Genomic DNA, 25,424 nt, shown 5'->3' on the forward strand with positions numbered 1-25,424 from the left:
CCGGGGCAGCACAGGGGGATGACGCCCGGGACGAGCGCCATCCTGTGTGATGTGGGGGTCAGTCCTGGGCCTGCAGGGCGTCCTGCAGCAGGGTGAAGAGATCGTCGATCTGGCTGCGCTCGATGATGAGGGGAGGCGACAGGGCGATGATGTCGCCGGTCACCCGGATAAGCGCCCCCTTCTCGAAACAGCGCACGAACACCTCGTAGGCCCGCTTGCCCGGTGCATCCGGCATGGATTCGAGTTCGATGCCCGCCACCAGGCCGTAGTTGCGCACGTCCTTCACGTGCTTGCAGCCCTTGAGGGAATGGGCCGCCTCCTCCCAGTAGCCCGCCAGCTCGGCAGCCCGGGTCAGCAGATTTTCGCTCCGGTAGATCTCGAGGGTCGCCAGACCCGCCGCCGCGGCCACCGGGTGGCCGGAGTAGGTGTAGCCGTGAAACAGCTCGATGGCCCCCTTGCCCGCCGCCATCATGTCGTCATAGATATGGTTTTGCACCAGCACGGCCCCCATGGGGATGGCGCCGTTGGTGAGCCCCTTGGCGCAGGTGATCATGTCGGGGATGACGTCGAACTCCTGGGCGGCGAAGGGGGAGCCGAGGCGGCCGAAACCGGTGATCACCTCGTCAAAAATCAGCAGGATGCCGTGTTTGGTACAGATCTCCCGCAGCCGCTTGAGATAGCCCTTGGGGGGCATGATGACCCCGGTGCTGCCGGCGATGGGCTCGACGATGACCGCCGCGATGTTGCTGGCGTCGTGCAGGAAGACAATCTTCTCCAGTTCATCGGCCAGGGTGAGGTCTTCTGCTGGCAATCCCTTGGTGAACGCATTTTTCCCTATGTTGAGGGTGTGGGGCAGATGATCCACCCCGGTCAGCAGGGAGCCGAACCACTTGCGGTTGCCGGGAATGCCCCCCACCGAGATGCCGCCAAAACCCACCCCGTGGTAGCCGCGCTCGCGGCCGATGAGCCGGGTACGGGTCCCCTGACCGCGGGCCCGCTGCCAGGCCAGCGCAATCTTGAGCGCGGTGTCCACGGACTCCGATCCGGAGTTGGTATAGAAGACGTGACCGAATCCCTTGGGGGCGATCTCCACCAGCTGGTTGGCCAGCTCGAACGGCAGGGGGTGGCCCATCTGGAAGGTGGGGGCAAAATCGAGGTGGGAGATCTGCTGGGAGACCGCCTCGGCGATCTCGCGCCGACCATGGCCTGCGTTGCAACACCAGAGTCCGGCAGTGCCATCCAGTATCTTGCGGCCATCCTCTGAGTGATAATACATCCCCTCTGCCGACTTCAGGATGCGCGGCGCCGCCTTGAACTGCTGGTTGGCGGTGAACGGCATCCAGAATGCGGACATGTCGGGGGTATTGATGTCGCTGACAGGTTTCATGGTCACCTCATCCTTAAGGCGTTTAGTAACACCCGGCTCATGCCTATTAAATTAAACACCTGAATCCATAAAAAAGGGCTTTTATCGCCCGGCTTGGTGTCACCCCTCAGGGGTGGTATAAGATATTTAACACAATTTTAATAATAGTAAACAGTCAAGGAGTGTCTATCGATGGATATCGGTCACCGCCTCAAGGCGGTTCGCACCAAGGCGGCCCTCTCCCAGCGCGAGCTGGCAAAACGCTCCGGTGTGACCAACGGCTTTATCTCCCAGATCGAGAAAAATCAGGTGAGCCCCTCGGTGGCCTCCCTGCGCAAGGTGCTGGAAGGCATCCCCATGTCATTGGCCAGCTTCTTCACCGACGAGACGGAGATGGATTCCGAGGTGATCTTCCGTGCGGACGACATGCCGGATCTCGGCACCCACCCCATCAGCTACCGTCTGGTGGGTCACAGCCGCGCCAACCGCGCCATCGGCATGATGCAGGAGATACTGCCCCCGGGCGCCGACACCGGTGACGACATGCTGAGTCACGAAGGGGAAGAGTGCGGCATCGTCATCCGAGGTCAGGTGGAAGTCACCGTGGGCGAGCAGGTTCACCTGCTGGCACCGGGGGATGGCTACTACTTCGACAGCCGCACTCCCCACCGTTTTCGCAACGTGGGGGATCAGGAGTGCGTGCTGATCTCGGCCAACACGCCCGCCAGCTTCTGACGGGCCTTCTCCCGTAACAGCCCGCCGGGATCCCCCCTGCCCAGCCCAGGGGTCAGGCCAGCGACACGGGCTCCCGCCCCGCCGCGCGACCCCAGACACCACAGGCCAGGGCGCCCGGTTTGCCCCGCCGTTGGCCCGGGTTGTTCGGGGTCAGTGTTTAATGAATTGTTACAAGATGGATTTACAAGCGGTGGGATGTTTAGCATATTGATACGCGGAGACTGACTTTCTGCCGGTTCAAGGAGTGAACATGAGTGACCTGACCCTGGCCCAGTGGCAACACAAGGCCGCCCATCTGACCCTGCCCTCGCAAGCCTTTATCGACGGCACCTACCGGGATGCCGTCAACGGCGCCACCTTCGATTGCATCAACCCGGCCAACGGCCAACTGTTGACCAGGGTCGCCTCCTGCGACGCCGCCGATGCCGAGCTGGCGGTCAAGGCGGCCCGTGCTGCCTTCGACGACAAGCGCTGGTGCGGCCTCTCTCCCAAGCAGCGCAAGCTCATCATGCAGCGCTTCGCCGAGCTGATGCGCCTGAACCTGGTGGAGCTGGCACTGCTGGAGTCGCTGGATATGGGCAAGCCCATCGGCGACGCCATGGGGTATGACGCCCCCGCCGCCGCGAACTGCATCGCCTGGAACGCCGAGGCGATAGACAAGATCTACGATCAGGTCGCCCCGGTGGAAGAGTCCGCCCTGGCCCTGGTGACCCGCGAGCCCCTCGGTGTCGTGGCCGCCATCGTGCCCTGGAACTTCCCCCTGGTGATGGCCTGCTGGAAGCTGGGCCCGGCGCTCGCCACCGGCAACTCGGTGATCCTCAAACCCTCCGAGAAATCCCCCCTCACCGCCCTGCGCATCGCGGGTCTGGCGAAGGAGGCGGGCATCCCCGACGGCGTGTTCAACGTGCTGCCGGGCTTTGGTCACACCGTGGGCGAGGCGCTGGCCATGCACATGGACGTCGACTGCATCACCTTCACCGGCTCCACCAAGATCGGCAAGCACCTGGTGCAGTGCTCCGGCAAGTCCAACCTCAAGCGCGCCTTCATGGAGTGCGGCGGCAAGAGCCCCAACATTGTGCTGGCGGATGCACCGGATCTGGATGCCGCCGCCAGAAGCGCCGTCGGCGCCATCTTCTACAACCAGGGGGAAGTGTGCACCGCCGCCTCCCGCCTGCTGGTGCAAAACAGCATCAAGCCCCAGTTCATGGAGCGGCTGCTGGCCCACGCCCGCGAATGGATCTCGGCCAACCCGCTCGACCCCACCACCCGCATCGGCGCCATGGTGGACCACATCCAGATGGAGCAGGTCCTCAACTACATCGCCATCGGCCAGCAGGAGGGCGCCAAGCTGCTGCTGGGAGGCAAGCGCACCCAGCCCGAGGAGGGCGGCTACTACATCGAACCCACCATCTTTGACAACGTGACCCCGACGATGCGCATCTTCCGCGAGGAGATCTTCGGCCCCGTGCTGGCGGTGACCGGCTTCGACACCCTGGAAGAGGCCATCGCCCTTGGCAACGACACCGACTACGGCCTGGCGGCCGCTATCTGGACGGCGGATCTCAACCAGGCGGTGAAGGGGTCACGCGCCCTGCGCGCCGGCACCGTCTTCGTCAACAACTGGGATGGCGGCGACATGACCATGCCGTTTGGCGGCTTCAAGCAGTCCGGCAACGGGCGCGACAAGTCCCTGCACGCCCTGGAGAAGTACACCGAGCTGAAAAGCACCTGGATCCAGCTCGAATAACGTCATAAATGACGCTTATCAACAAAACAGGGGGGAGAAATCCCCCTTTCTCATTTTTACTCTTTTATCCCCTCGCTCAATCGATATAATCGTCAAATAGCAAGCCATTAAATTTAAAGATAAAAATGCTGTTTTTTCTGGGAAGTGTACTGTTTCTGGTGGTGGGACTGCCGCTGTTGTTCTTCGTGCTGGGTCAGGGGGAAGCCTATGTCACCTGGGGCCCCTGGATCTCCGCCATCGCCCTCATGCTGTGGCTGCTGATGGACGTGGAGAAGATCCGCCGCGGGGGCGGTCGCTGAAGTCGCTCCTGCTGTTAAAATCCCGTCAGACCCATTTATTGTCTTCTTTCCCTGCAAAAGGATCGCTACACTGACTTTTTGCGATGTTTCCCGACATCCGCACTCCAGTGAAGGTTATCCGCATGCAACAACAGATCCAGCGCCAGGGCGTCCTCTATGCCCTCGGCGCCTACACCCTTTGGGGCCTGGCACCCATCTACTTCAAGTCCCTCTCCGCCGTGCCGGCCGCCGAGATCCTGACCCACCGCATGATCTGGTCCTGTGCCCTGCTGATGGTGCTGGTGCTGCTCGGACGCCAGTGGCACAAGGTGCAGACGGTGCTGCGCCAGCCCAAGGTGCTGCTCACCCTGGCCTTCACCTCCGTCACCGTCGGCGGCAACTGGCTGCTGTTCATCTGGGCCATCAACAACGGCCACATGCTGGATGCGAGCCTGGGCTACTACATCAACCCCCTGTTCAACGTGCTGCTCGGCATGGTGTTTCTGAGCGAGAAGCTGCGCCGCCTGCAGTGGTGGGCGGTGGGGCTCGCCTTTGTCGGTGTCGCCGTACAGCTCATCGCCTTCGGCTCCCTGCCCTGGATAGCCCTGGTGCTGGCCTCGAGCTTCGCCATCTACGGCCTCATTCGCAAGAAGCTGGCCCTGGACGCCCTCACCGGCCTGCTCATCGAGACCCTGATCATGCTGCCGCCTGCCGCCTTCTATCTGTGGGGCATCGCCGACAGCCCCACCAGCCACCTCACCCAGAATGACTGGCACCTGAACCTGCTGCTCATCGCCGCGGGCGCCGTCACCACGGCCCCCCTCCTCTGCTTCACCGCAGCGGCCACCCGGCTCAAGCTCTCCACCCTGGGCTTCTTCCAGTACATAGGCCCCAGCCTGATGTTCATCCTGGCGGTGACCCTGTATGGCGAGGCGCTGGCGCTGGACAAGATGATCACCTTCGGCTGCATCTGGAGCGCCCTGGTGCTGTTCAGCCTGGATGGCCTGCGCAGCGGCAAGCGGCGCCAGGAGGCCGGCTGAGGCGCCGGCGCAATAATCTACAAGCCACAGGGCCGCTTTCGGGGTATCAATAGGGGATGAACGCACCCCAATCCCGCATCCACTACTGGCAATCCCGGCTGCTGCCGGGGGTTGAACTCTCCCACTCCCACCACAGGGAGTTCAGCTATGGCCGCCACGTGCATCTGGACTACCACATCGGTCTGGTGCAGCGGGGCGGCCAGAAGTTCATCCACAAGGGGAACAGCCACAACCTGGTGCGCGGCGAACTCTCCACCGTCAACCCGGACGAGATGCACGACGGCCTCAGCCTGCTGCCGGAAGGGTACGAGGTGCGGGTCTTCTCCATCGCCCCCGAGCAGCTGGCCCGCTGGCTGCCGGAACACCCCGAGCCCTTTTTCCACCAGGGATTGCAGAGCCGCCCCGACCTCTATCAGGGCTTTGCCCGCCTGCACATGCACCTGGACGGCCCCGCCCCCGACGGCCTGCTGGCGGAGAGCCAGTTGCTGGCCCTGCTGGGCGAACTGTTCCGGCTCGCCCCCGAGCGCCACGCCCTGGCGGATCCCCAGCTCAGGTTCCTGCGCGACCATCTGCTGGCCCGGCTGGACGAGCGCCACACCCTGGAGGATCTGGCCGCCCTGTTCGGGCTGGATCGCTTCGCCTTCCTCCGTCAGTTCAAGAAGAAGACCGGCATGACCCCCTATGCCTGGCTCAAGCGGCTGCGCCTCGAACAGGGCAAGCGCCTGCTCGGCAGCGGTCTGCCGGTGAGCGAAGTGGCACTGGCGGTGGGCTTCTTCGATCAGAGCCACTTCCACCACGGTTTTCGTCAGGCCTTCGGGCTCACCCCGGCGGAGTATCGCCAGCAGATGCTGCCCGCCTGAATCACCGCCGCTGCAATCTTTTACAATCTCCCGTCCCCCGTCCTGCCCCATGCTGTCACCTCCATACCGCTGTCAGAGGTCTTTTATGTTCACCAGCCTGTTTCTGACCCTGGGTCTCGTCCACCTCGTCGCCCTGGCGAGCCCGGGCCCGGATTTCGCACTCATCCTGCGCACCAGCCTGCACAGGCCCACCGCCCTCGGAGCGGCCCTTGGCATCGCCCTCGCCATCCTGCTCCACGCCACCCTGAGCCTGACCGGCATCAGCCTGCTGATCGCAAGCCAGCCCTGGCTCTTTCTCGCCGTGAAACTGGTGGGTGCCCTCTATCTGGGCTGGCTGGGCTGGGGGGCGCTGAAAGCGGCCTGGCAGGGAAGCGGGGATCTGGCGCTGCGCGCCGGAGGCGAGCGGCCGGGCTGGCGCAAGGGGGTGAAGAGCGGGCTGGCCACCAATCTGCTCAACCCCAAGGCGATGCTGTTCTTCATGGGACTGCTGGCCGCCATGGTGACGCCCCAGGTGGATGGCCTGACCCGGGGATTGCTGATCCTGGAGCTGTTCCTGCTCTCCCTCGTCTGGTTCAGCGCCCTGGCCTGGAGCCTCTCCACTCCCCGCGCCCAGCACCTGCTCGGCCGCATCCAGCGCCCGCTCAACCTGATGACGGGCCTGCTGTTTGGCGCGGTCAGCCTCTCCATCCTGGTGGATCTGCAGGGGCACTGGCCAGCGGCCTGACCGGCACATCCTTGTTGGCGGCAAGCAGGGAGGGGCCTTGACGGACGGCGCGACTACTCCCCGCGCCGCATCCCCTTGCGCAGGTAGACGTAACCCTCCCCCGGGCTGCCCCAGCGCTGATGGGCGCCGTTGTCATAGGCCCTGTCCAGCAACCGGACGCTGTCCGGGCCGATCCAGAGGTACTGCACCAGGGTGGTGGCACCGCCAAAATCGGTGGCGCAATGCCCGACCCGAGTCTGTCCTTTGTACTCCCCGCCCGGCTGGCGGGTCAGCCAGATCTCGCACCCTTCGCGCAGGGAGAGTTGCTGCGGGGTGAGGGAGTCGAGCAGCTCGGGCCGACGCCAGGCGCCGGCAAAATCCGTGGCCCTCGGCATGGTCAGTTCGGCCATCAGGATGCGGCCATCGGGCAGGGAGGAGAAGCGGTAGATGCGCTGGCGAAACGGTCGCTGCGCCCGTTCGGTCAGAAACTGCTCCGCATAGACCCAGCGGAAGGGGCCCTCCCCGGGCCAGATCTCCACCAGCCGCAGCTCGGCGCTGGTGAAGCGGGCATCGAAAGTGGCCTGCTCCTGGCTGGAAAACTCCCCCGAGAACCAGGAGAGCAGGGGCTCCAGCCTCCCCTGCGTGGCATGGGGGCCGGGGGCCGTCACGAAGGGGACGGGCGCCGCCCAGATCAGGCTGGCGTAAAACAGCCCCAGCAGGGCCGCCATCAGCTGTGTCATCGAATCCTTCCGAGTCGCTTGCATGGCGGCGATTATATGAGCGAACGGTGACAATAACCTCTATCTTGATCAACTCCTTGAAGAGAAAACGAAAAATCCTCTCTGCAGGCGAAAGGTGGCGACGCCCCCCGGCCTGCGTTCCGTCAGATCAGCATCCGAAGCGCACAGTAAACCAACAAGCCCGCCAGCGTCAGGTTCAGAATGCGGCCGTGGCGCTGGAACAGGGGCTGCAGCAGATGACCCGCCAGGGCCCAGCAGAGGTTCCCCAGCGTGCCGATCAGCGCCAGCAGCAGGCTGACGCCCAGCACCCAGACGAATTCTGTGGTGTGGGGCAACACGAAGGTGGAGAGCGCCGTGATGCCGTATAGGATGATCTTCACGTTCACGAACTGCAGCCAGAAGCTGGTCCAGAAGCCGGGCAAGGCTCCATCTGTGCTCGACAGGTTGTAGCCGCTGGCCGCAATGCGCCAGGCCAGCCAGAGCACATAAGCCGCCCCGGCCCAGCTGAGCCAGCCAACCAGCGCGGGGGAGAGGCTGATGAGGGTGAAGGTGAACAGGGCACACAGCAGCATGATCAGCAGGAAGCCCGCACTCATGCCCGCCAGCACCCGGCTACTGCGGCGCAGACCATGCTGATTGGCGGCGCTCAGAGCCAGTATGTTGTTCGGTCCCGGCGTCATGGCCGTGATCAGGGTGTAAGTCAAAAATGCGCTGACAAGGGTCGTGGTCATGGTGTTTCTCCAAATGGGAGTGATACCTTAACGCGGCCATTGGCATCAAAAAATCGAATGTTTTAGCATTCTAAATTCAACCATTTCGATGAATTGGAGTCCCCATGGATCTGCGACGTCTCATTACCCTCAAGACGGTGATCGAGGAGGGCTCCTTCGTGAAGGCATCCCGCAAGCTCTGCTGCACCCAGTCGACGGTAACCTTCCATATCCAGCAGTTGGAGCAGGAACTTTCGCTACAACTGTTCGAAAAAATAGGGCGTCGCATGTGCCTGACCAAGGCCGGACAGAACATCATGCCGCATGTGCACGAGATGATCCGGGTGATGTCGGGTCTGCGCCAGGCGGCGCAGCAGGACGCCGAGCCGAGCGGCGAGCTCAGGGTCGCCATCGGCGAAACTCTGCTGGCCTACAAGATGCCGGCGGTGCTCGAGCGCTTCAAGCGGCTGGCTCCCGGGGTCCGACTGTCGCTCCGGTCCCTGAACTGCTACGTCATTCGCGATGCGCTGCTGGCGGACGAGGCCGATCTCGGTATCTTCTATCGGGTCGGCAACGATGCCGCCCTGCTGATGGAGAGCTTTGGCGAGCAACCCCTGGTGCTGGTAGCTTCCCCCGCCCTCAGCGGTGATATCGACTTCACCCGCCCGGATCAGCACCTGCCGGTCAGCTTCATCATCAACGAACCCCAGTGCATCTTCCGTCAGATTTTCGAGAGCACATTACGCCAGCGAGCCATCACTCTGGACGGCACCATAGAGCTGTGGAGCATAGAGAGCATCAAGCGCTGCGTGGCCAGCAACCTCGGCGTCTCCTTCCTGCCCCGCTTCGCCGTCGAGCGGGAGCTGAGTTCGGGGGAGCTGCAGGAGCTGCCCTTCTCCCCCACGCCCCTCGTCATCACGGCCCTGTGCGCCCACCACGCCAGCAAGTTTGTCAGCCCCGCCATGCGGGTGTTTATGGAGTGCGTGCAGACGTGCCTGACAAAGGAGGAGCCGCCAGCGGCAAATGCGGCCGCTCATGGCGACCAGGACGCGCGCCGCCTGATGACAACCTAGCCCTTCAATGGGAGCGCCACGACTCCTGACCCTCGGTTGTCCTTCCCCCGAGCGACTATCCTTGCTCGGATACAACCGAGAAGGAACCCAAGATGAGCACAGGAACAGTCACCCTGCATCGCGTACTCAAGGCCCCGCCACAGCGGGTATACCAGGCCTTTATCGAGCCGGACGCCCTGGCCAAATGGCTGCCCCCCCATGGCTTCACCTGCAAGGTGGCGGCGCTGGATGCCAAGGTCGGCGGCCAGTTCAGGATGTCGTTCACCCACTTCGCCAGCGGCCACACCCACGCCTTCGGCGGCGAGTATCTCGCGCTGGAGCCGGGCAAGCGCATCCGCTACACCGACCGCTTCGACGACCCCAACCTGCCGGGGGAGATGCAGGTCACCATCACCCTCACCCAGGTGCTGTGCGGCACCGATCTCGCCATCGAACAGGCGGGTATTCCGGCGGTCATCCCGGTGGAGATGTGCTACCTCGGCTGGCAGGAGTCCCTGATGCAGCTCGCCACCCTGGTGGAGCCCGAGATCCCCGCCGAGTGACCCGACACGGGGGCTCCCCCGGTGGCCCCCACATAGATACCCCTTGTGAGAGAGGGGCCTGATCAGGTATCTCTGTGGGCAGGGCGGGCTGCGTTCTTGCAGCGACCATCCACCGCCAGGAGCCCCCATGAAACGAGTCTTGATGATGACCATGGCCGCCGCCCTGCTGGGCGGGTGCGCCGTGAAGAACCAGGTCACCCACAGCCTGCAGGCGATCCCGCTCACCGCCTTCCAGCAAAGCGAGAGCAACCCCAACCAGCGCATCTACAAGGAGCCCGGCGTGGATCTGCGCCAGTACCATCAGGTGCTGCTCGACCCCTTGCAGTTCATCCGCCAGGAGAACGGCCAGTGGTATCTGCTGACCGCCAACGAGCAGAACGAGATCGGCCGCTACTACCACGCCACCTTCCAGCGCGAACTGATGAGCCAGGGCGTCAAGATGGCTACCGAACCCGGTCCCGGCGTGATGCGGGTGCAGGCGGCCATCACCAACTTCGACCTGACCCGGCCCGACCCCAAGCTGCGGGATCTGCTGCCCGCCAAGATCGCCATCAACGTCACCCGCGAGGTAATAGGCAAGGAGCCCTATCTGCTCAAGGTGGGCAGCATGGCCCAGTTGCTCGACGCCCAGAGCGGCAAGCTGCTGGTGCGGGTGATGGACGCTCGCGAGAGCCCGGACACCACCCACAAGGATTCCCCCATCACCGCCGAGGAGATGGAGAAGATGATCGATCAGTGGGCCGCAAGTCGCGCCAAGCAACTGGCCGACAACCTGGGGCGCTGAGCCGGGCCGAAAACGACAAAGCCTGCCAGGGGGCAGGCTTTGTCGTCGCTGAAGCACGGCTTATTGCAGGTTCAGACCGCCCAGGTAATCCCGCTTGCCCAGATCCACCCCGGCCTGGCGCAGCAGGGCATAGGTCATGGTGAGGTGGAAGTAGAAGTTCGGGATGCCGTACTCGTGAACGCAGCTGTGGCCGTCCATCCCCTTGCCACCGGCCCAGTAGGGATAGTAGTGACCGCTCGCATACTGGCTGAAATCGGCGTCCAGCTTGCCTTGCAGATAGGCGATGGTCTTGGCCACGTGGGTGCGCAGATCCGCCATGGTCTTGGGATCATCCCCCAGCACCGGCGGCTCGCTCAGGCTGGCGGTGGCCACCACGGCGCGGGCGCTGTCACAGCAGATCAGCACCTGCTTGCTCAGGGGCAGCATATCGACGATGAGGCGCTCATTGAAGAAGTTGTCCACGTTGAATTTCTTTGCCTCGGCGTGGGCCTCGGCCTTGGCCAGACACTGGTCCAGGTTGGTCAGCATCTTGATGAACTGGGCGGCGATTTCACGATTCATAATGCACTCTCGGTTGGTTGAAGGCAGTAAAACGAGCGGCTCCACTATAGCGCATCCCCCTTGCAGTTCGAGCCCGAGGGGATGAAAAGCGAGGGCGTCCTCCCTGCCCTGCGACAGGCGGTGGCGATCACCGGCGGGCTGCGAGGCCAGCGCGCCATACCCCGTCGCCGCACCGAGTCCCTCTTTCCCCTTTTTTTGATCTGTGACAGGCATCTCGTTTTTCGAGGGGCGTAGTCTGGAGCCCGTTGCCCCGGCACGGGCCGGGGCACCCATCCCACAAGGAGAATGCCATGAAGATCTACGATCGAAACCGCAATGTGCTGACCCTGGGCCAACGGGTGATGATTGCCGCCACCGGCGCGGTCGACACCCTCAAGGAGGCGCACACCGACAACCTGACCCCCTATGAGGCGGAACATGAGAAGTGCGTGCTGCTGACGAACAGCCAGGAACGCTACGCCCCCATCGAGTTGATTAGACTAGGCTGATCCCGTTTTCCGTCACCCTACTCTTTACAATTCACCCGGCCGCACGCCCCGTCGCTGGCCGGGTTTCTCTCTCCGCTCTACTCCTTCTCCGAGCCGCTGCCACCTTATGAGGGCGAGGCGATGCAGCTGGCCGGGATCCAGCCTGATTGCCCCGCTTCGTTGTGAACCCAGAGCCAGCTTGCCAGCTCCCGATCCACCCGTACCCGCTCCCCTACCGCCACGTCCAGCTCCCGGGCGGTATAGTCCTGGCGCGCCTGCGCCTCCCCGGCGCCGATCGGGGTCAGCAGGGACAGGGGCGCCCACCCCTCGTTGCCGTCTGCGGTAAAGGTGCGCACCCAGCCCGGAAACTCGTCGTCCTCGTGGCCGATGCGCACCCGCTCTCCGGCCCGAAAAGCGATGGGATTGGGGTAGCAGGTGTGGTGCGCCGTGGTGATCAACGCCAGCATTGTCTCTTCCTCCGACAGGTTCTGTTTGGTGACGCCCCGAGTCATACCACAAGCCGGGCCCCGTTGCGTCAACCGGGCTCACACCCTCTGGCAGAGGGCACGCTCCCCCGGGGCGGGCCGACGACCCTGATCCCCGCGATTCATTACTGTCAGTGAATTTTCATATCATCCGAGTGTCATTTCAGTGAACACATCGCCGCCCTAGACTGCTTCTCGAACCTTAACGAGGAGTCTTGTATGAAACTCACCCCTATCCCGTTGCTGGCCGGCACCCTCGCCTCGGCCTTCTCTTTCAACACCTTCGCCGGTGACATCGTCTCGGTGCAGTTCAGCGATGGCCGCCCGGCCGTGACCGGGGTCGAGGCGGTCAACAACGCACTCAACCCCATCGGCGTCAACGTGGTCACCGTCGACATCCCCGAGGCAGCCAGGCCGCTGCTTGAAGCCTCCCACCGCCGCGCGTTGACCAAAGCGGAGCACGGCGCCCTGATTGCGGCCTTTAACCTGAGTCAAGGGGAGCTGCTGGAGCAGGCCAGGCTCGCAGGGCGTGCGCCCGCGGTGCAAGGGGGCGGCGTCACCACCGAGGAGACCGGCGTCGGCCCCTACCCCAAGGTCTATGACCTGATGGCGCTGGACGAGCGCACCCGCAGCGCCGTGCTCGGCAAATATGGCCGCATGCACGTCAACTCCGCCGAGGACGGCACCGACATCGACGAGGTGATGACGGTGGTCAGCGGCGGGCCGTTCCGCTGGGGCTTTACCCTCAAAGACGGCAGCATCGCCCGCTTCCAGATAGACAAGGTGGGCCTTGAGGACAAGGCCGTGCGGATCAGCTATCACGGGCTCGGCATGCACGCCGGGTTGATGGACGCAAAACAGGGGCTGCTGGTGGCCTTCGCCCACGGCCCCAGAGCGTTCACCATGCGCTACCAGGCGGACGTGCCCCACGCCCAGTTGCTTGGCACCAACCCCTGGGCCGATGTCGGCATCACCCTGCCCCCCACCCCCGGCAAGGTGCAGTAAGCCGGTGCGTGTCATCTGGCGGCGAGGCCCGGGCCCTGCCGCCTGCTTTTATGCCTGCCATCACGGGCCGGGGTGCCCTGGGCCCATCGCCTCTCTTTCGTCTGCGTCTCTGCCACGCCCGGAGGGCCATGATCCGGGCCGGTCTGCCACGGGCAACTCTCTGTCTGGCGGGGGATGGGGGGTGGACACCCCGGGGAACCGCACTATTGTGATAAAAGTGCGCAATGATGGCGCCATCATTTACCAGTAGTGAATTAACGGGGGCAGGATGAACAAGATCACGGCGCTGAACGTCTTTCGCCGGGTGGTGGAAATGGGCACCTTCAGGGCGGCGGCGGACGACCTGCGCCTCTCCCAGGCGGCGGTCAGCAAGAACATCAACGAGCTGGAGGCCTATCTCGGCATTGCGCTGATCAACCGCACCACCCGGCGGCTGAGCGTCACCGAATCGGGCATGGCCTATTACGGCCAGATATGCGCCGTGCTGGACAGCCTGGAGGCCGCCGACCAGTCCATCATGGCCGCCTCCTTCACCCCCAGGGGCAGGCTGAGGATCGGCATGCCCATGTCCTACGGGCTGATCCGCCTCAACCCCCTTGTCTGCGAATTCCAGCGCCGCTATCCGGAGATCGGCATCGAGGTGATCCTGAGCGACGCCTACATGGATCTGGTGGATCAGGGGCTGGACGTGGTGATCCGGGGGGCTGGCACCCTGGAGGACTCCACCCTGCGCGCCAAACCCCTGTGCGAGGTGCAGCGGGTGCTCTGCGCCGCCCCCGATTACCTGAAGGAGGCGGGCCAACCCGCCCACCCGGCGGATCTCAAGGGCCACAACTGCCTGCGCTACAGCCTCTCCTCCTCCCCCAACAAGTGGTTCTTCACCCGGGACGCGGAAAGTGTGGCGGTGGAGCTGCCCCCCGCCAGCTTCTGTGCCAACAACGGCATCGCCCTGAAACAGGCGGCGGTGCAGGGGCTCGGGGTAATCCTGGTACCGGATGAATTCGTGTCGAACGACCTGTCGGACGGCACCCTGGTCAGATTGCTCCCCGACTGGCAACCCGACCCCCACGCCCTGTTCGCCGTCTACCCCTTCCACAAGGAGCAGTCGCGCAACGTACGGCTCTTTATCGAATTTCTCGTCAAGGCGTTTCAGTTGCGGTGAGCCTGACGGGCGAGCCTGGAGTTTGTACCTGCTGGAACCCGCCTGCATGTAGGTTCGATTAGCGAAGCGTCATCGGACTTTCGCGGAATCAATCGCTCCCTCTGGCTACCGTCCGTCGTCCAGGATGACGCCCCCTGCCTGTGTTGCCGATGTATCAGCAAATAGCCGCCTGCCAAGCTGGCGGATCAGCAGCAGCGGCGCCAGCAGGGTGAGCAGCAGCCAGTGGGAGTGAGGCAGAACAAAGGTTCGGATTATCTCGTGAGGCAGCCAGGTCGATGCGGTTGCCGTCATAAAGGCGAGGTCATAGGTCTGCCACAACCAGAGCCCGGCAAAGAGCGGCAGCAACAGCGGGCGGGGCGTCAGCAAAAACAGGGGCCAGAAGGCGCAGGTGAGTACGGCGCTGAATTCCAGCATGGTCGGGATCAGCTCAGCCAAGGTATGCCTTGGGGAGAAGCCGCCCCATTGAAGGAAAGTATCCTCGGCCAGTGCAGGCCACCAGGATGCGTATTGGAACAGGGTAAACGAGATCATAAACAGCAAGCTGGTCAGCAGTGCCAACGCCGCTTTTCGCAACAACCACAACCCCAGCCGTCGCAGTGTCGGCATCCACTTAGACATCAATGACTCCCATCTGGTGACGGGGCAGTATGCCTTGGCTGGTTTCAGCGTCAAAGCGGTACGCCATGCCCGTTAATTGTTGAAATATTGAATCCCGTCACATCACCATCAACCTGAGCGGTTGCGTACCCGCAAGGCCCCATGCGAACCTTTATTTTCCTTTCTTCCAACCAAAACAGAGGGCGCCGGGCAGCCGCATCTCTTACATGTTGGAGAACGATACCACCCTGACCCTCAGCGCCGAGGCGGGTAAAAACTACTACGTCTGGCAGGAGGTCAAGATGGGCCTGCTGATGGCCCGCTCCAAGCTGAGTCAGGTCAGTGAAGAGGAAGGCAAGCAAGGGGTGATGGAGAGCAAGTTGGTTAAGTGATCGACAGAAAAGCAAGACGCAGTTTGTATGGAGATGGTATTCACCTGACAGTTGCCCACAAAAGGGAGTGGTCATACGGCTTCAAACCGGATAACAAAACGGTACCCCTACCGTGTTATCCGGAGTCACCGTATGACCACCAACGAGAAAGTAGCACGTCGTAAACTCAGCCTGCTAGAGCTCGCCAAAGAGCTCAATAACGTCAGCAAAGCCTGTAAGCTCATCGGCTACAGCCGCCAGCAGTTCTACGAGATCCGCCGTAACTACCAGACCTATGGGGCTGAGGGCTTGCTCGACAAACTCCCCGGCTGTAAAGGGGCGCATCCCAACCGGGTCGCTCCCGAGATTGAACAGGCCATCCTCGCTTACTCTCTCACCAGACCAACCCATGGCCCGCTGCGGGTCGCGCAAGAACTGGTTCTGCAAGGCATCAACGTCAGTGCGGGCGGTGTGCGTGGCGTGTGGCAACGTCACGATTTGCTCTCCAAACATGACCGCTTGTTGCGCCTCGAGAAAACCCATAGGGAGCAGACGATTGAGCTCAATGACGAGCAAATTCGCCTGCTCGAGCGCTTCAGCCCCGAGTTCCGCGAACGCCAGATAGAGGTCCACTACACCGGGGAACTGGTGGCGGTCGACACCTTCTTCGTCTGTGCACTCAAGGGGGTAGGCAAGGTGTATCTGCAAACCGTGCTCGATTGCTACAGCCGCCACGCCTGGGGACGGCTCTACACCAGTAAGCTGCCGGTGACGTCGGTCCATGTACTCAACGAAACGGTGCTGCCGTTCTTCGAAGCCCATGAGGCACGGGTCTATACCATCTTGTCGGACAACGGGCGCGAGTTCTGTGGGCGCCCTGACCATCATCCCTACGAGCTGTTCCTGCAACTGGAGGGGATTGAACACCGGACCACCAAGGTACGCAGGCCGCAGAGCAACGGCTTTATCGAGCGGCTGCATCGTACCCTGCTGGATGAACACTTCCGTATCAAGGGGAGGGCAACCTGGTATGAGTCGGTAGAGCAGATGCAGACAGACCTGGATAGCTACCTGGAGCACTACAACACCCAGCGGCCACATCAGGGCAGGATGATGGAGGGTCAAACCCCCTACAGCATGTTCAAGAAGGGTCTGAAATTGATACCGAAGGAAGTGCGCACTAAAGTAGCGTAAACAAGACACCGGTTTGAGGCCGGTGTCAGGTGATAACTAGATCTGTACAAATGAGTAACACCTTTCATCCCCCATACATGTCAGATTAAAACCAGCCAACGTATGAGACTTGAGGTGCTCCAGATGGCGAGAGAGATAAACGATAGCCCCGATTGTCTCAGGAACAAGCATCAATCGATAGCTGTAGCGTCGCTTAGGCAAGGAGGCCAGCCAGGCCATCAAAAACACTCCGACACCTGGGCCGGACAACTCGTTGTTGGCCATGGAGGGGTGGCAAACATAGCTGGATAACAAGATTTCCTGCTCACTCTCCCCCGGTAGCACCCACTCGGCATAAGTCAGTGAGCCCGGTTGCAAGCTGGTATCGATCACAACCTCATAATTTCCTTCGGGTAACGCTTCCCGCACATTGTGGGGTAAACAAAAGCCCCAACGGCGCTGATAATAAGACGTGACATAGGGGATGGCTTCCGGTAACTCAGGCAAGGAGTGCAAGTGAGGTTGTAATTCTGCTAAAGGGAGAGTACAGCGTACCGGTTCTGAGTGAAGCGCCCCTGGTTTTCTAGACACTTTGTTGCTGAAAAATAAACTGCCTTTCAAACTCTACCGGCGACAGCCCATCATTGGAACCATGACGCCTGATTGGGTTTTAAAACATCTCGATATAATCAAACACATCGCTGCGGGCTTCGTCTCTTGTCGCGTAAATCCTGCGCTTGATCCGCTCCCGTTTGAGCAACTGAAAGAAGCTCTCGGCGACCGCGTTGTCGTGACAGTTACCCCGTCGGCTCATGCTGCAACTCAGGTTGTGGGCCTTCAGAAAGTCTTGCCATTCACCACCGGTAAACTGGCTGCCCTGATCCGAATGCACCAGTACCGGCTGCTTGGGTTTGCGCCGCCAGACGGCCATCAATAACGCATCAACCGCCAAGTCTGCCGTCATGCGTGACTTCATCGCCCAGCCGACGATCTGGCGAGAGAACAGGTCGAGCACCACCGCCAGGTACAGCCACCCTTCTTGAGTGCGAATGTAGGTAATGTCAGTCACCCAGGTGATGTTGGGGGCTGGCACCTTAAACTGACGTGCCAGCGTGTTTGGGGCAGCTTGCGTGCTCTTGCCTCCATAATGCCCCTTGCGGCGTTGATAGCCCGTTTGCGAACGCAGTCCCTCCCGCTTCATTAATTTGGCCACACGGTGCTTGCCGCAGGCTTCCCCTGCGTCACGAAGGTCGCGATGGATCTTGCGATAACCGTAGACAGCACCACTTTCCAGCCAGGATTGCTTGACCAATCCGGTCAGTCGTTCGTCCTCCTGCTGTCGTGGCGATGTGGGCTGTTTCAACCACGCGTAGAAGCCACTTCGGTGAACCCCCAGGGTCTGGCACAGGGTAACGACACTGTACCGGTCGAGTCGGGAGGTTATGAACGCGCACCTTTCCTTGACTCGCTGGCAAAGTACGCGGCGGCCTCCTTTAGAATATTGCGCTCCTCGGTGACCTGGCGCAGTTCAGTTTTCAGGCGGCGGATCTCGGCTTGCAAGGCAGACTCTTCTATCTGCTGGTCAGCAGGCTTACCGTACTGCTTGAGCCATGCATACAGGCTGTGGCTGGATACCCCGATGGCACGTGCAACGTCAGCCACCGGCCGCCCGCGCTCGGTGATTTGTTTAACGGCTTCGATTTTGAATGTTTCTGGATAACGCTGACGGGTCATAACACCTCCAATAGTTACCTCATTTTAAGGCTGTGAGGTGTCTAGGGAACTGGGGGCGATTCAGTTTTTCTTACACCATCACCTGTCAAGCTGCGATTGAGCGGAAACAGCAAGGAAAGCAAACGATGCAGCTGTTCGCCAAGCTGATCCTGGTCAGCCCAGTCTGTAGGCAAATAACAACTGTCATGATTCGGCATCATTCAACCCCCTCAATTAGCTCAACAATATGTCCCAAAGGACTGAGAAAAAACTGGACATGAGAACCCCCAAAAGCGATCGCTGGCAGGCTGGGCCCAAGGGGCAGGTGACGCTGTTCGCGCAGCCGTTCGGCGCTCTCCTGCAGGTTGCTCACCCGATAGGCAAGGTGGTTGATGACGTTGCGCCGGGTCTTGAGCACCTGGGCGACCGGGCTCTCCTCGCCGGCCGGGGCAACCAGCTCGTAGCAGAGGCCATGGTCGTCATGCACGAACTGCACCCAGACCCGTTGCAGCGGATCTTCCACCGCCGCCGAGAAGCGGCTCAGCCCCAGCACGTCGCGGCAATAGGCCACACCGCTCGCCAGGTCCGGCACCACCAGTCCGATGTGATCAAACTGCATGGGGTTCTCCTCCCGCCCGGATCAGGGCGTATGGGGCCGTTGCCAGCAACTCGCTGGCAGCCAGGATGAAGTCACGGCAGGACACCGCCCAGACCGGCACCCGCTGGCACAGCGTCTGGCGCCAGGTACCCCGCTCCTGCAGCAGGGCCACCAGCCGGGAGAGGTCGATTTCGCTGGCCAGCGACAGGTCGCGCACGTAGTAATCTGCCTGCCACTCCCGCACGCAGCCGTCTACACACACCCGGCCAGCAAACATCTTGTGATAGCGGTAGGAGACGGCCAGCCGCTGCTCCACGTAGTGGGTGAAGGTGATGCGGTCGGGGTGGCAACCCAGCCCCAGCAGCCAGCCGTCCTGCTCCGCCAGCCAGCCGAACGGGCTCTCCTGACCGAAGCAGTCGTGACACTCCCGCGCCACCAGCGCAGGCCCCTGCGGGCCGCTGATCGCCATGCTGAAGACGGGATCGAGCGTGCGCACCACCCCTTCTCGCTGGCGGAACAGCTCCGTCATCAAGCCCACCTTGCTCGGGGTCTGCACAGGGTCGAAGCACTCGTCCGCCATCGGGCTGTAACTGAAGGTAGGCACCAGCAGGTGCCCGCCCAGCCACTGCTCGAGGCATGTCCAGAAGGCCGCGATGCCTGCGGCGTTGCCCATGCCGGCAAACTGGGCCACCACCATGGCATCCGAGTGCACCATCAGGGCGCCACCTCTGGGGATCCCCAGCTCGGTCAGCGTCTGCTCGAGCGCCTGTTTCACACGGCAACCCCTTTACTCTGCAAGGCTTGCTGGATGTCGGCCAGACTCTTCAACTCGGCCAGCTCGTGCGGCTCGAACCGCACGGCATAGTGCTGTTCGACCAGCAGCAGCAGGTTGAAGTGACCCAGAGAGTCCCACTCGGGAAAGCTGCCGAGGGCAGATTGTGCGTTGATGCTGGCCTGGGGGAACTGCTGGTGTGCCAGCGCGATAAGGCCATTCATTGGCATAGAACTCCAAAAACGGGAGAGAAAGAGAGCAGAGATTCAGACTGAGGAAAACCTCGTCCGCCAGCGGCAGCAACCCCGCTGGAGTGGTTATCGGCCGGGTTGGCAGGCTCGCCAGAAAATCCCGTGCCGGCTGGTTGCGGGTGGTGGCAACCAGGCTGATGACCAGCTCGGTCACGCCCTGTGCCCGCAGATGGTTTGCCAGTTGCGCCAGCAGCCAGTATTCAAAACCGCGCCCCAGCACCCGGCAGCTGATGGCCAGGGTATCCAGCAGCGCCCTGCCCTCATCGAGCGAGCGCACCACCAGCAGGGCCGTCATGCCGTGATCGGCGAACCTGTCTCGCAGGCTGGCCAGCCAGACGTCGCCTCCCTCGGCGGCCAGCCGGGCCAGCTCCGCCGCCTGATAGCGGCGGCCGGAGAGGTTGAACTGATTGGTCTTCTGGCTGAGCTGTTCGGCTCGCAACTGGTTGCCCGGGGAGAACGGCTGCCAGTCAGCCTGCAGCGCCAATTGTCGCAGGAAGGCGTGCTCGTCGCCCAGTTGCCGGCGCACCGCCTCGGCCTCGGCCTGGGCCTGATAGGAGTGCTGCCGCAGGCCGTCATCACGGCTCTGGTGGCGACTGCACAGGGCTGGCAGCGTCAGCAGGGCATCCGGCCAGCTCCAGAGATCGGCCGGCGGGGTCATCACCATCACCTCGGGGCAGTTGGCCCGCACCTCGGCCCGCTCCAGCTCGCTGTCATCCCAGAAGACCAGGCTGTCCAGCCCGACATGGAGGCGGGCGGCCAGCCGCCGCAGCCCCTGGGATTTGGGCTCCCAGCCGATTTCGGCGGCGGCGATCTGCGCCCGTGTCAGCACCATGCCCGGATGCTCGTCAAACAGCCACCACACATCGTCAGGCAGATTCTTGGAGCAGAGCGCCAGCACTATACCCTGCCCGTGCCAGTGGCTGGCTGCCTGCTGGAAAGCCTGGTAGAGCCGGCCCATCCCGTCCTGCCCCAGCAGGACGCCGCCGACACCGTCTTAGCCGACCACGCCGCCCCACAGGGTATTGTCGCAGTCGAGCACCAGCACCTTGTGGGCGGGTTGCTGCAACCGCTGCAGCAAGGGGAGAATCCACTGCGCCAGGCTGGCCAGACCGGCCATGGAGAAGGGGCAGGACATCAGATAGAGGTTGCGCCGATCGAAGCAGTGCTGGCGGCCATGCTGTTGCAGCCAGAGTGGCAGGGGCCGTGCCATAGACACAGAGCGGCGCATGGCTGCAGGCCCCCACCAGCAGATGATCCTGCGGGCGGCGCTGCAGATGCTGCAACAGAGGCTGGCAGAGCGCGTCGACGAAGGCGGCAACCGCCAGCAGCTGCTCATCCTGCGCCAGACGGCCCCACTCCTGCAGGGTTCGAGCGGGCACCAGATCTTCCCACAGCCAGATGATGATGTGGGTCCCGGCCGCGGCATCGGCGCTCTGGTGCATCAGGGTCTGCAACCACTGGCCATGGGGGGCCACCTGCACTTCGCCGTATTCAGCCAGGGGGCGCCAGGCGAGGTTGCCCGGCATCAAGAACGAACTGCCACTGAGATGAATCGATGTCATGGCTTCTCCCACTCCGCTGTCGGCACCATCCAAGTTTTAATAACTTTGCTTGATCGTCTTTGATCTTCTAGAAAAATAAAAGCCTTTTCAGTCATTTATATCAGTAGTTGATGCTGACATAGGGGACTTCGGTCACATCCCACGCCTGCTTGAGGTAGACGGTGAGCACGAAGAAGAAGTTGGCCAGCAGGTTGGCGAAGCGATAGAGGATGGGATCGAAGCGCACGCCGCTCTCTTCCAGGCGTACCAGCAGACGCACCACCTTCTTGCTGCCACAGCGGCACAGGTGCAGGGTGGGAATGGGCTGGGGCCCCTGGGGCAGCACGAAGCCGGTCACCCGGCCGCGACTCGCCTCGTTGTAGTGATCGTACCGTCCCTTCAGCCAGTCCAGATCCTCCTCGAAGATGCCGAGCCGTCCCCGCACCGAGCCGTTGAGGTTGTAGATGAGCCGCTGCAGGGTCGCCAGATCCGCCATCACGGGCTGGGTATCCTCATCCGGCATCAGATGAGAGAGCACGGCCCCCACCTGGCAGCAGAGCTCGTCGGTGGCGATCTCGTAGTCGCACTGGAACTGGGTTTCGAAGATGAAGGGGTAGCAGAGCTCGCGCTTGTCTCTTGGCTTCTTGGGGTTCATGGCATCGCCGGGCTGGGGAAAAGGGCAGTGTGCCAGCCCGGGGACGGGCTGGCAAACACCCTGCCCCCGCCAGCATCACGGGGGCGTCGCCAGACTAGCCGGTCGCCATCTGCTGGCCAAGCAGCCGCATGGCCTCCAGCATCCGCTGGTTGAAGCCCATGAAGCCTGCCCCCTGGGTCGCCCCGTCCTGACCCCGCGCCGCCAGCACGGTGGGCGTCAGCGCCTCCTGCTGGGAAGGGGGCAACAGGGCGTCGGCCTGCTGCTGCAACCGGCTGAGCCTCGGCAGGTAGTCCGCCAGGGGCTTGAGGCTCTCCTGCAGGGAACTGGCCCCCTGGTAGGTCTGACTCAACTTGGCCGATTGCTTGAGCTTGAGGGAGTAGGACACCAGCTGGCTGTCATCCAGTTGCAGCCCGTTCAGCCCGTCCGCCAGGGTCTTGCCGTCGCCCCCCTTGAAGAACTGCCCGGCCAGCTCGTCCAGCCCCTTGACCAGGGTGCCGATGGCATCCATCTCGGCACTGTCGAGATCCCCCTCCAGGGAGAAGTCGAAGCTCTGGCTCGACTTGAGGCTGAACTGGCTGCCGCCCCCGTCGCTCTGGGACTTGAACTGCCAGCTGTCGCTGAAGCGCAGCATCACCTTGTCCCCGTCCCGTGTCTCGATCTCGAGGAGGGCCTGCTGGCGGCTGGCCATCCTGGCATCCCCCAGATCCGTGGTCGACACCTTGCCGAAGAACTCCTTCTCGAACTCGTCGAGCCCCTTCTGGATCAGCTTGTAGCTCTGATCCATGCCGGTCTTGATGTCCTCGTTGTCCGCCCAGTCACCGAGCAGCTTCCTGGCGTCACCGAAGCCCTTGTCCACCCCCTTGCGGGCCTGCTCCATCATCTTGGTCAGGTCGTCGTCGGACTTGCCGTCGGCACGGGCCGCGCCAATCCGCCCGGTGACGAACTGCAACACGTTGTCCGCCACCGACTGGAAATCGAACAGGGTCTCCGGGGTGATCTCCTGCGGCTCCTGCACCTTGGGTGCCTTGTAGCCCTGGCCGTTGATCTCCAGCGCAAATTGCAGCGCCTGCTGGATCAGCACCTGGGCCCATTTCGGGGGCTTGTTCAGGGAGACCTCATCCCCCTTGTCCGCCGCTTTCGACTCCGTCTGTTGAGGCGATTTGGGAGAAATGCCCACTCCCTTGGGTTGGGCTGCGCCCATGCCATCAATTTGCATCATTACTCTCCCGCCTATAGTGGTGGATCGGTTATCGGCCCGACTGGCCACTTCTTGACCACAAAAAACTTGGACAATCCGCAACGGCCTTTTAAAATCCTCACCCTTTGGTTGGCTGCGGCCTTCCCCCGGTCTTTCCCCGGCTCAGCCCGGTGCATGCGAGGTATCCATGACTCAATCCCAGCCCTCTTCCGCCGACGCCCAGGGCAGACGGACTCCTGCCGACTACCAGACCCAGCTCGACGAGAAGCGCGATCGCCTCACCCAGCTGTTCGCCCCCTTCAATCCGCCCGCGCTGGAGTTGCACGCCTCCCCCGCCGAGCACTACCGGATGCGCGCCGAGTTCCGCATCTGGCACGAGGGGGATGACCTCTTCCACTGCATGTATGCACCGGCCACCAAGGAGATCATCCGGGTCGACAGCTTCCCCACCGCCAGCCTGCTCATCAACCGGCTGATGCCGGTGCTGCTGGCCGGGCTGCGCCCGCACCCCGTGCTGCGCAAGAAGCTGTTCCAGATCGACTACCTCTCCACCCAGTCCGGCCAGATCTGCGTCAGCCTGCTCTACCACCGCAAGCTGGAAGCCGAGTGGCAGCAGGCCGCCGAGGCGCTGCAGGCCGACCTGCGGGCCAAGGGGTTCGAGCTGCAACTGATTGGCCGCGCCCACAAGCAGAAGATCTGCCTGGGGGATGACTTCGTCATCGAACGCCTGACCGTGCAGGGGCGCGAGCTGGTCTACAAGCAGGTGGAAAACAGCTTCACCCAGCCCAACGCCGCCATCAACGAACAGATGCTGGGCTGGGCCCTGGACGTGACCAAGGGGAGCGAGGGGGACCTGCTGGAGCTCTACTGCGGTAACGGCAACTTCTCCATCGCCCTAGCGCAGAACTTTCGCAAGGTGCTGGCCACCGAGATCGCCAAGCCGAGCGTGGACTCCGCCCAGTTCAACATCGCCGCCAACGGTGTCGACAACCTGATCATCCTGCGCATGTCGGCGGAGGAGTTCACCATGGCGATGCGCGGCGAGCGGGAGTTCAACCGCCTCAAGGGGGTCGATCTCGGCGCCTACCAGTGCAACACCATCTTCGTCGACCCACCCCGGGCCGGTCTGGACGACGCCACCGTCAAGCTGGTGCAGGATTACGACAATATCCTCTACATCTCCTGCAACCCCGAGACCCTGCAGGCCAACATGGCCGTGCTCGGTGAAACCCACGAGATCGCCCGCTTCGCCCTGTTCGACCAGTTCCCCTGGACCCACCACATGGAAGCCGGGGTGTACCTGAAGCGCAAGGGCGGCTGATCCGGGCGGTTCCCCGGCTGCTCCATGGCAGCCGGAGCCGCTTTGGCCACTAAAGGGCGCGGATCCTGCCTCATCGCGCTGCCCCGACCCGCCACGGGACAAGTGGGGCGGCCCGATGCCAACCGGTTCATTCTGCCCCCCATCCCCCCGGGAGAAGGGGCAAAAACCCCCGCATTGATTAGTTATCCCGGTGCAGAGCGCGGACGCAGCCGTTATGCTGGCGACACGCCCACTCACGCCATGACCGGGGAACCACGCCACCATGCCACGCGTTCTGTTTGTTGAAGACGATCCCGAGATAGGCCAGCTCATCAGCAGCTGGCTCGGTCGCCACGACATCGAGGTGCTGCTGGAGACCCGGGGTGACCGGGCACTCGACAGGGCCCTGGCCGAGCAGCCGGATCTGGTGCTGCTCGACATCATGCTGCCGGGGCAGGATGGCCTCTCCCTGTGCCGGGATCTGCGCCCGCGCTTTGCCGGCCCCATCGTCATGCTCACCTCGCTCGACAGCGACATGAACCAGATCCTGAGCCTGGAGCTGGGGGCCAACGACTACATCCTCAAGACCACGCCCCCCCCGGTGCTGCTGGCCCGGCTGCGGGTCCAGTTTCGCCAGCAGGGGCAGAGCCAGCAGGCCGTGGTCCCCGCCGTTCCGCCCCAGCGCCTGCAGTTCGGCCGCCTCCAGATAGACGGCCCGGGTCGGGACGTGCGCCTCGATGGGGAGAGCATTCCCCTCTCCACCGCCGATTTCGACCTCCTGTGGGAGCTGGCCTGCCACGCCGGCCAGATCCTGGGGCGGGAGGCGCTGTTTCGCAGCCTGCGGGGGCGCGACTACGACGGCCAGGATCGCAGCATGGACGTGGCCATCTCCCGTCTGCGCCGCCGGCTCGGGGATGACAGCAACAACCCGACCCGCATCAAGACGGTGCGCCAAAAGGGTTATCTACTCGTACCCCAGGCCTGGGAATGAGCTGGT

General features: G+C 62.8%; 26 protein-coding genes and 4 pseudogenes. 16 read left to right on the forward strand and 14 right to left on the reverse strand.

Going from position 1 to position 25,424, the window contains the following annotated elements; all coding sequences use genetic code 11:
* Positions 1-58: 58 nt before the first annotated feature.
* Positions 59-1,387: an aspartate aminotransferase family protein gene (locus PG883_RS06670; protein WP_043153563.1), complete on the reverse strand. Its 1,329-nt coding sequence runs from the start codon at positions 1,385-1,387 to the stop codon at positions 59-61.
* A gap of 171 nt (positions 1,388-1,558) precedes the next feature.
* Here PG883_RS06670 and PG883_RS06675 point away from each other — a divergent pair, with 171 nt between their 5' ends.
* From PG883_RS06675 to PG883_RS06700, 6 genes are all read left to right on the forward strand, one after another.
* On the forward strand, positions 1,559-2,101 hold the full coding sequence (locus PG883_RS06675; RefSeq protein ID WP_010672493.1) for a cupin domain-containing protein: 543 nt from the start codon (positions 1,559-1,561) through the stop codon (positions 2,099-2,101).
* Between the two features lie 250 nt (positions 2,102-2,351).
* On the forward strand, positions 2,352-3,848 hold the full coding sequence (locus PG883_RS06680; protein ID WP_182935651.1) for an aldehyde dehydrogenase: 1,497 nt from the start codon (positions 2,352-2,354) through the stop codon (positions 3,846-3,848).
* Positions 3,849-3,973: 125 nt separating this feature from the next.
* Entirely contained in the window at positions 3,974-4,147 is a 174-nt protein-coding gene (locus PG883_RS06685; protein WP_010672491.1) for a hypothetical protein, read from the forward strand.
* Between the two features lie 122 nt (positions 4,148-4,269).
* Positions 4,270-5,166, forward strand: a complete 897-nt coding sequence (gene rarD / locus PG883_RS06690; protein ID WP_041214098.1) for an EamA family transporter RarD — start codon at positions 4,270-4,272, stop codon at positions 5,164-5,166.
* Between the two features lie 56 nt (positions 5,167-5,222).
* A complete protein-coding gene (locus tag PG883_RS06695) occupies positions 5,223-6,026 on the forward strand; it encodes an AraC family transcriptional regulator (protein ID WP_010672489.1) in 804 nt (267 codons plus the stop codon).
* Between the two features lie 85 nt (positions 6,027-6,111).
* Positions 6,112-6,750: a LysE family translocator gene (locus PG883_RS06700; RefSeq protein WP_010672488.1), complete on the forward strand. Its 639-nt coding sequence runs from the start codon at positions 6,112-6,114 to the stop codon at positions 6,748-6,750.
* Positions 6,751-6,803: 53 nt separating this feature from the next.
* On the opposite strand, the gene PG883_RS06705 is transcribed toward PG883_RS06700, so the two are convergent.
* On the reverse strand, positions 6,804-7,469 hold the full coding sequence (locus PG883_RS06705) for a chromophore lyase CpcT/CpeT (protein WP_041212148.1): 666 nt from the start codon (positions 7,467-7,469) through the stop codon (positions 6,804-6,806).
* A gap of 143 nt (positions 7,470-7,612) precedes the next feature.
* Positions 7,613-8,200: a cysteine/O-acetylserine transporter gene (gene eamB / locus PG883_RS06710; protein ID WP_200163855.1), complete on the reverse strand. Its 588-nt coding sequence runs from the start codon at positions 8,198-8,200 to the stop codon at positions 7,613-7,615.
* A 104-nt stretch (positions 8,201-8,304) separates the two neighbouring features.
* Here eamB and PG883_RS06715 point away from each other — a divergent pair, with 104 nt between their 5' ends.
* The 3 genes from PG883_RS06715 to PG883_RS06725 all read left to right on the forward strand — a co-directional run bounded on the left by PG883_RS06715 (position 8,305) and on the right by PG883_RS06725 (position 10,578).
* Positions 8,305-9,252: a LysR family transcriptional regulator gene (locus PG883_RS06715; protein WP_103255123.1), complete on the forward strand. Its 948-nt coding sequence runs from the start codon at positions 8,305-8,307 to the stop codon at positions 9,250-9,252.
* 92 nt (positions 9,253-9,344) lie between these two features.
* On the forward strand, positions 9,345-9,794 hold the full coding sequence (locus PG883_RS06720; RefSeq protein ID WP_200163854.1) for an SRPBCC family protein: 450 nt from the start codon (positions 9,345-9,347) through the stop codon (positions 9,792-9,794).
* Between the two features lie 127 nt (positions 9,795-9,921).
* A complete protein-coding gene (locus tag PG883_RS06725) occupies positions 9,922-10,578 on the forward strand; it encodes a DUF3313 domain-containing protein (protein WP_200163853.1) in 657 nt (218 codons plus the stop codon).
* Between the two features lie 60 nt (positions 10,579-10,638).
* Here PG883_RS06725 and PG883_RS06730 read toward each other — a convergent pair whose 3' ends face one another.
* Positions 10,639-11,139 (reverse strand): DUF1993 domain-containing protein, encoded by a 501-nt coding sequence (locus PG883_RS06730; protein ID WP_270807048.1) that lies wholly within the window; start codon positions 11,137-11,139, stop codon positions 10,639-10,641.
* Positions 11,140-11,429: 290 nt separating this feature from the next.
* Here PG883_RS06730 and ydfZ point away from each other — a divergent pair, with 290 nt between their 5' ends.
* On the forward strand, positions 11,430-11,627 hold the full coding sequence (gene ydfZ, locus PG883_RS06735; RefSeq protein ID WP_010672483.1) for a putative selenium delivery protein YdfZ: 198 nt from the start codon (positions 11,430-11,432) through the stop codon (positions 11,625-11,627).
* A gap of 104 nt (positions 11,628-11,731) precedes the next feature.
* On the opposite strand, the gene PG883_RS06740 is transcribed toward ydfZ, so the two are convergent.
* Positions 11,732-12,073 (reverse strand): ligand-binding protein SH3, encoded by a 342-nt coding sequence (locus PG883_RS06740; protein ID WP_200163852.1) that lies wholly within the window; start codon positions 12,071-12,073, stop codon positions 11,732-11,734.
* A 237-nt stretch (positions 12,074-12,310) separates the two neighbouring features.
* On the opposite strand from PG883_RS06740, the gene PG883_RS06745 reads away from it, so the two are divergent.
* Positions 12,311-13,096, forward strand: coding sequence for a hypothetical protein (locus PG883_RS06745; protein ID WP_200163851.1), 786 nt, complete (start codon positions 12,311-12,313; stop codon positions 13,094-13,096).
* 268 nt (positions 13,097-13,364) lie between these two features.
* Positions 13,365-14,258: a LysR family transcriptional regulator gene (locus PG883_RS06750; RefSeq protein WP_200163850.1), complete on the forward strand. Its 894-nt coding sequence runs from the start codon at positions 13,365-13,367 to the stop codon at positions 14,256-14,258.
* Between the two features lie 105 nt (positions 14,259-14,363).
* On the opposite strand, the gene PG883_RS06755 is transcribed toward PG883_RS06750, so the two are convergent.
* Complete coding sequence (locus tag PG883_RS06755; protein ID WP_200163849.1) at positions 14,364-14,876, reverse strand: hypothetical protein; 513 nt, start codon at positions 14,874-14,876, stop codon at positions 14,364-14,366.
* 173 nt (positions 14,877-15,049) lie between these two features.
* Between PG883_RS06755 and PG883_RS06760 the strand changes: the two are divergent.
* Positions 15,050-15,247: pseudogene (locus tag PG883_RS06760) on the forward strand (DUF2846 domain-containing protein); the annotation flags it as partial.
* 132 nt (positions 15,248-15,379) lie between these two features.
* A complete protein-coding gene (locus PG883_RS06765) occupies positions 15,380-16,420 on the forward strand; it encodes an IS481-like element ISAs19 family transposase (RefSeq protein ID WP_270807049.1) in 1,041 nt (346 codons plus the stop codon).
* 45 nt (positions 16,421-16,465) lie between these two features.
* Here the strand turns inward: PG883_RS06765 and PG883_RS06770 are convergent.
* The 8 genes and pseudogenes from PG883_RS06770 to PG883_RS06815 form a co-directional block, all read right to left on the reverse strand.
* Positions 16,466-16,966: pseudogene (locus tag PG883_RS06770) on the reverse strand (DUF4910 domain-containing protein); the annotation flags it as partial.
* Positions 16,967-16,982: 16 nt separating this feature from the next.
* Positions 16,983-18,133, reverse strand: a pseudogene (locus PG883_RS06775) (IS3 family transposase).
* A 196-nt stretch (positions 18,134-18,329) separates the two neighbouring features.
* Entirely contained in the window at positions 18,330-18,731 is a 402-nt protein-coding gene (locus tag PG883_RS06780; RefSeq protein WP_200163860.1) for a VOC family protein, read from the reverse strand.
* A complete protein-coding gene (locus PG883_RS06785; RefSeq protein ID WP_200163861.1) occupies positions 18,721-19,485 on the reverse strand; it encodes an AAC(3) family N-acetyltransferase in 765 nt (254 codons plus the stop codon). The genes PG883_RS06780 and PG883_RS06785 overlap by 11 nt, the downstream gene beginning before the upstream one ends.
* A complete protein-coding gene (locus PG883_RS06790; RefSeq protein ID WP_270807050.1) occupies positions 19,482-19,706 on the reverse strand; it encodes an acyl carrier protein in 225 nt (74 codons plus the stop codon). Before PG883_RS06790 ends, PG883_RS06785 begins: the two co-directional genes overlap by 4 nt.
* A pseudogene (locus PG883_RS23850) lies at positions 19,702-21,295 on the reverse strand (HAD-IIIC family phosphatase); the annotation flags it as partial. The pseudogene PG883_RS23850 and the gene PG883_RS06790, both read right to left, overlap by 5 nt.
* A 100-nt stretch (positions 21,296-21,395) precedes the next feature.
* The gene (locus tag PG883_RS06810; RefSeq protein WP_039039671.1) at positions 21,396-21,929 is read right to left on the reverse strand and encodes an ATP--cob(I)alamin adenosyltransferase; all 534 of its coding nucleotides are present in this window, start codon (positions 21,927-21,929) and stop codon (positions 21,396-21,398) included.
* A gap of 94 nt (positions 21,930-22,023) precedes the next feature.
* Positions 22,024-23,145, reverse strand: a complete 1,122-nt coding sequence (locus tag PG883_RS06815; protein ID WP_200164945.1) for a DUF5610 domain-containing protein — start codon at positions 23,143-23,145, stop codon at positions 22,024-22,026.
* A 169-nt stretch (positions 23,146-23,314) separates the two neighbouring features.
* Here PG883_RS06815 and trmA point away from each other — a divergent pair, with 169 nt between their 5' ends.
* Both trmA and rstA read left to right on the forward strand, forming a co-directional pair.
* Positions 23,315-24,448 (forward strand): tRNA (uridine(54)-C5)-methyltransferase TrmA, encoded by a 1,134-nt coding sequence (gene trmA / locus PG883_RS06820; protein WP_200163862.1) that lies wholly within the window; start codon positions 23,315-23,317, stop codon positions 24,446-24,448.
* A gap of 262 nt (positions 24,449-24,710) precedes the next feature.
* The gene (gene rstA, locus PG883_RS06825) at positions 24,711-25,418 is read left to right on the forward strand and encodes a two-component system response regulator RstA (RefSeq protein ID WP_200163863.1); all 708 of its coding nucleotides are present in this window, start codon (positions 24,711-24,713) and stop codon (positions 25,416-25,418) included.
* Positions 25,419-25,424 lie beyond the last annotated feature (6 nt).

Origin of the sequence: Aeromonas sp. QDB25 (assembly GCF_027707725.1) — a bacterium.
Lineage (GTDB): Bacteria > Pseudomonadota > Gammaproteobacteria > Enterobacterales > Aeromonadaceae > Aeromonas > Aeromonas caviae.

Bases quoted from the DNA above. Each gene is read 5' to 3' on its own strand.
- PG883_RS06695 (WP_010672489.1), top strand. From the start codon at position 5,223: ATGAACGCACCCCAATCCCGCATCCACTACTGGCAATCCCGGCTGCTG.
- PG883_RS06745 (WP_200163851.1), top strand. From the start codon at position 12,311: ATGAAACTCACCCCTATCCCGTTGCTGGCCGGCACCCTCGCCTCGGCC.
- PG883_RS06765 (WP_270807049.1), top strand. From the start codon at position 15,380: ATGACCACCAACGAGAAAGTAGCACGTCGTAAACTCAGCCTGCTAGAG.
- PG883_RS06680 (WP_182935651.1), top strand. From the start codon at position 2,352: ATGAGTGACCTGACCCTGGCCCAGTGGCAACACAAGGCCGCCCATCTG.
- PG883_RS06705 (WP_041212148.1), bottom strand. From the start codon at position 7,469: ATGACACAGCTGATGGCGGCCCTGCTGGGGCTGTTTTACGCCAGCCTG.
- PG883_RS06810 (WP_039039671.1), bottom strand. From the start codon at position 21,929: ATGAACCCCAAGAAGCCAAGAGACAAGCGCGAGCTCTGCTACCCCTTC.
- PG883_RS06725 (WP_200163853.1), top strand. From the start codon at position 9,922: ATGAAACGAGTCTTGATGATGACCATGGCCGCCGCCCTGCTGGGCGGG.
- PG883_RS06750 (WP_200163850.1), top strand. From the start codon at position 13,365: ATGAACAAGATCACGGCGCTGAACGTCTTTCGCCGGGTGGTGGAAATG.
- PG883_RS06815 (WP_200164945.1), bottom strand. From the start codon at position 23,145: ATGCAAATTGATGGCATGGGCGCAGCCCAACCCAAGGGAGTGGGCATT.
- PG883_RS06670 (WP_043153563.1), bottom strand. From the start codon at position 1,387: ATGAAACCTGTCAGCGACATCAATACCCCCGACATGTCCGCATTCTGG.
- trmA (WP_200163862.1), top strand. From the start codon at position 23,315: ATGACTCAATCCCAGCCCTCTTCCGCCGACGCCCAGGGCAGACGGACT.
- PG883_RS06685 (WP_010672491.1), top strand. From the start codon at position 3,974: ATGCTGTTTTTTCTGGGAAGTGTACTGTTTCTGGTGGTGGGACTGCCG.
- PG883_RS06740 (WP_200163852.1), bottom strand. From the start codon at position 12,073: ATGCTGGCGTTGATCACCACGGCGCACCACACCTGCTACCCCAATCCC.
- PG883_RS06790 (WP_270807050.1), bottom strand. From the start codon at position 19,706: ATGAATGGCCTTATCGCGCTGGCACACCAGCAGTTCCCCCAGGCCAGC.
- PG883_RS06720 (WP_200163854.1), top strand. From the start codon at position 9,345: ATGAGCACAGGAACAGTCACCCTGCATCGCGTACTCAAGGCCCCGCCA.
- eamB (WP_200163855.1), bottom strand. From the start codon at position 8,200: ATGACCACGACCCTTGTCAGCGCATTTTTGACTTACACCCTGATCACG.
- PG883_RS06730 (WP_270807048.1), bottom strand. From the start codon at position 11,139: ATGAATCGTGAAATCGCCGCCCAGTTCATCAAGATGCTGACCAACCTG.
- PG883_RS06675 (WP_010672493.1), top strand. From the start codon at position 1,559: ATGGATATCGGTCACCGCCTCAAGGCGGTTCGCACCAAGGCGGCCCTC.
- PG883_RS06715 (WP_103255123.1), top strand. From the start codon at position 8,305: ATGGATCTGCGACGTCTCATTACCCTCAAGACGGTGATCGAGGAGGGC.
- PG883_RS06700 (WP_010672488.1), top strand. From the start codon at position 6,112: ATGTTCACCAGCCTGTTTCTGACCCTGGGTCTCGTCCACCTCGTCGCC.
- rarD (WP_041214098.1), top strand. From the start codon at position 4,270: ATGCAACAACAGATCCAGCGCCAGGGCGTCCTCTATGCCCTCGGCGCC.
- ydfZ (WP_010672483.1), top strand. From the start codon at position 11,430: ATGAAGATCTACGATCGAAACCGCAATGTGCTGACCCTGGGCCAACGG.
- rstA (WP_200163863.1), top strand. From the start codon at position 24,711: ATGCCACGCGTTCTGTTTGTTGAAGACGATCCCGAGATAGGCCAGCTC.
- PG883_RS06755 (WP_200163849.1), bottom strand. From the start codon at position 14,876: ATGTCTAAGTGGATGCCGACACTGCGACGGCTGGGGTTGTGGTTGTTG.
- PG883_RS06780 (WP_200163860.1), bottom strand. From the start codon at position 18,731: ATGCAGTTTGATCACATCGGACTGGTGGTGCCGGACCTGGCGAGCGGT.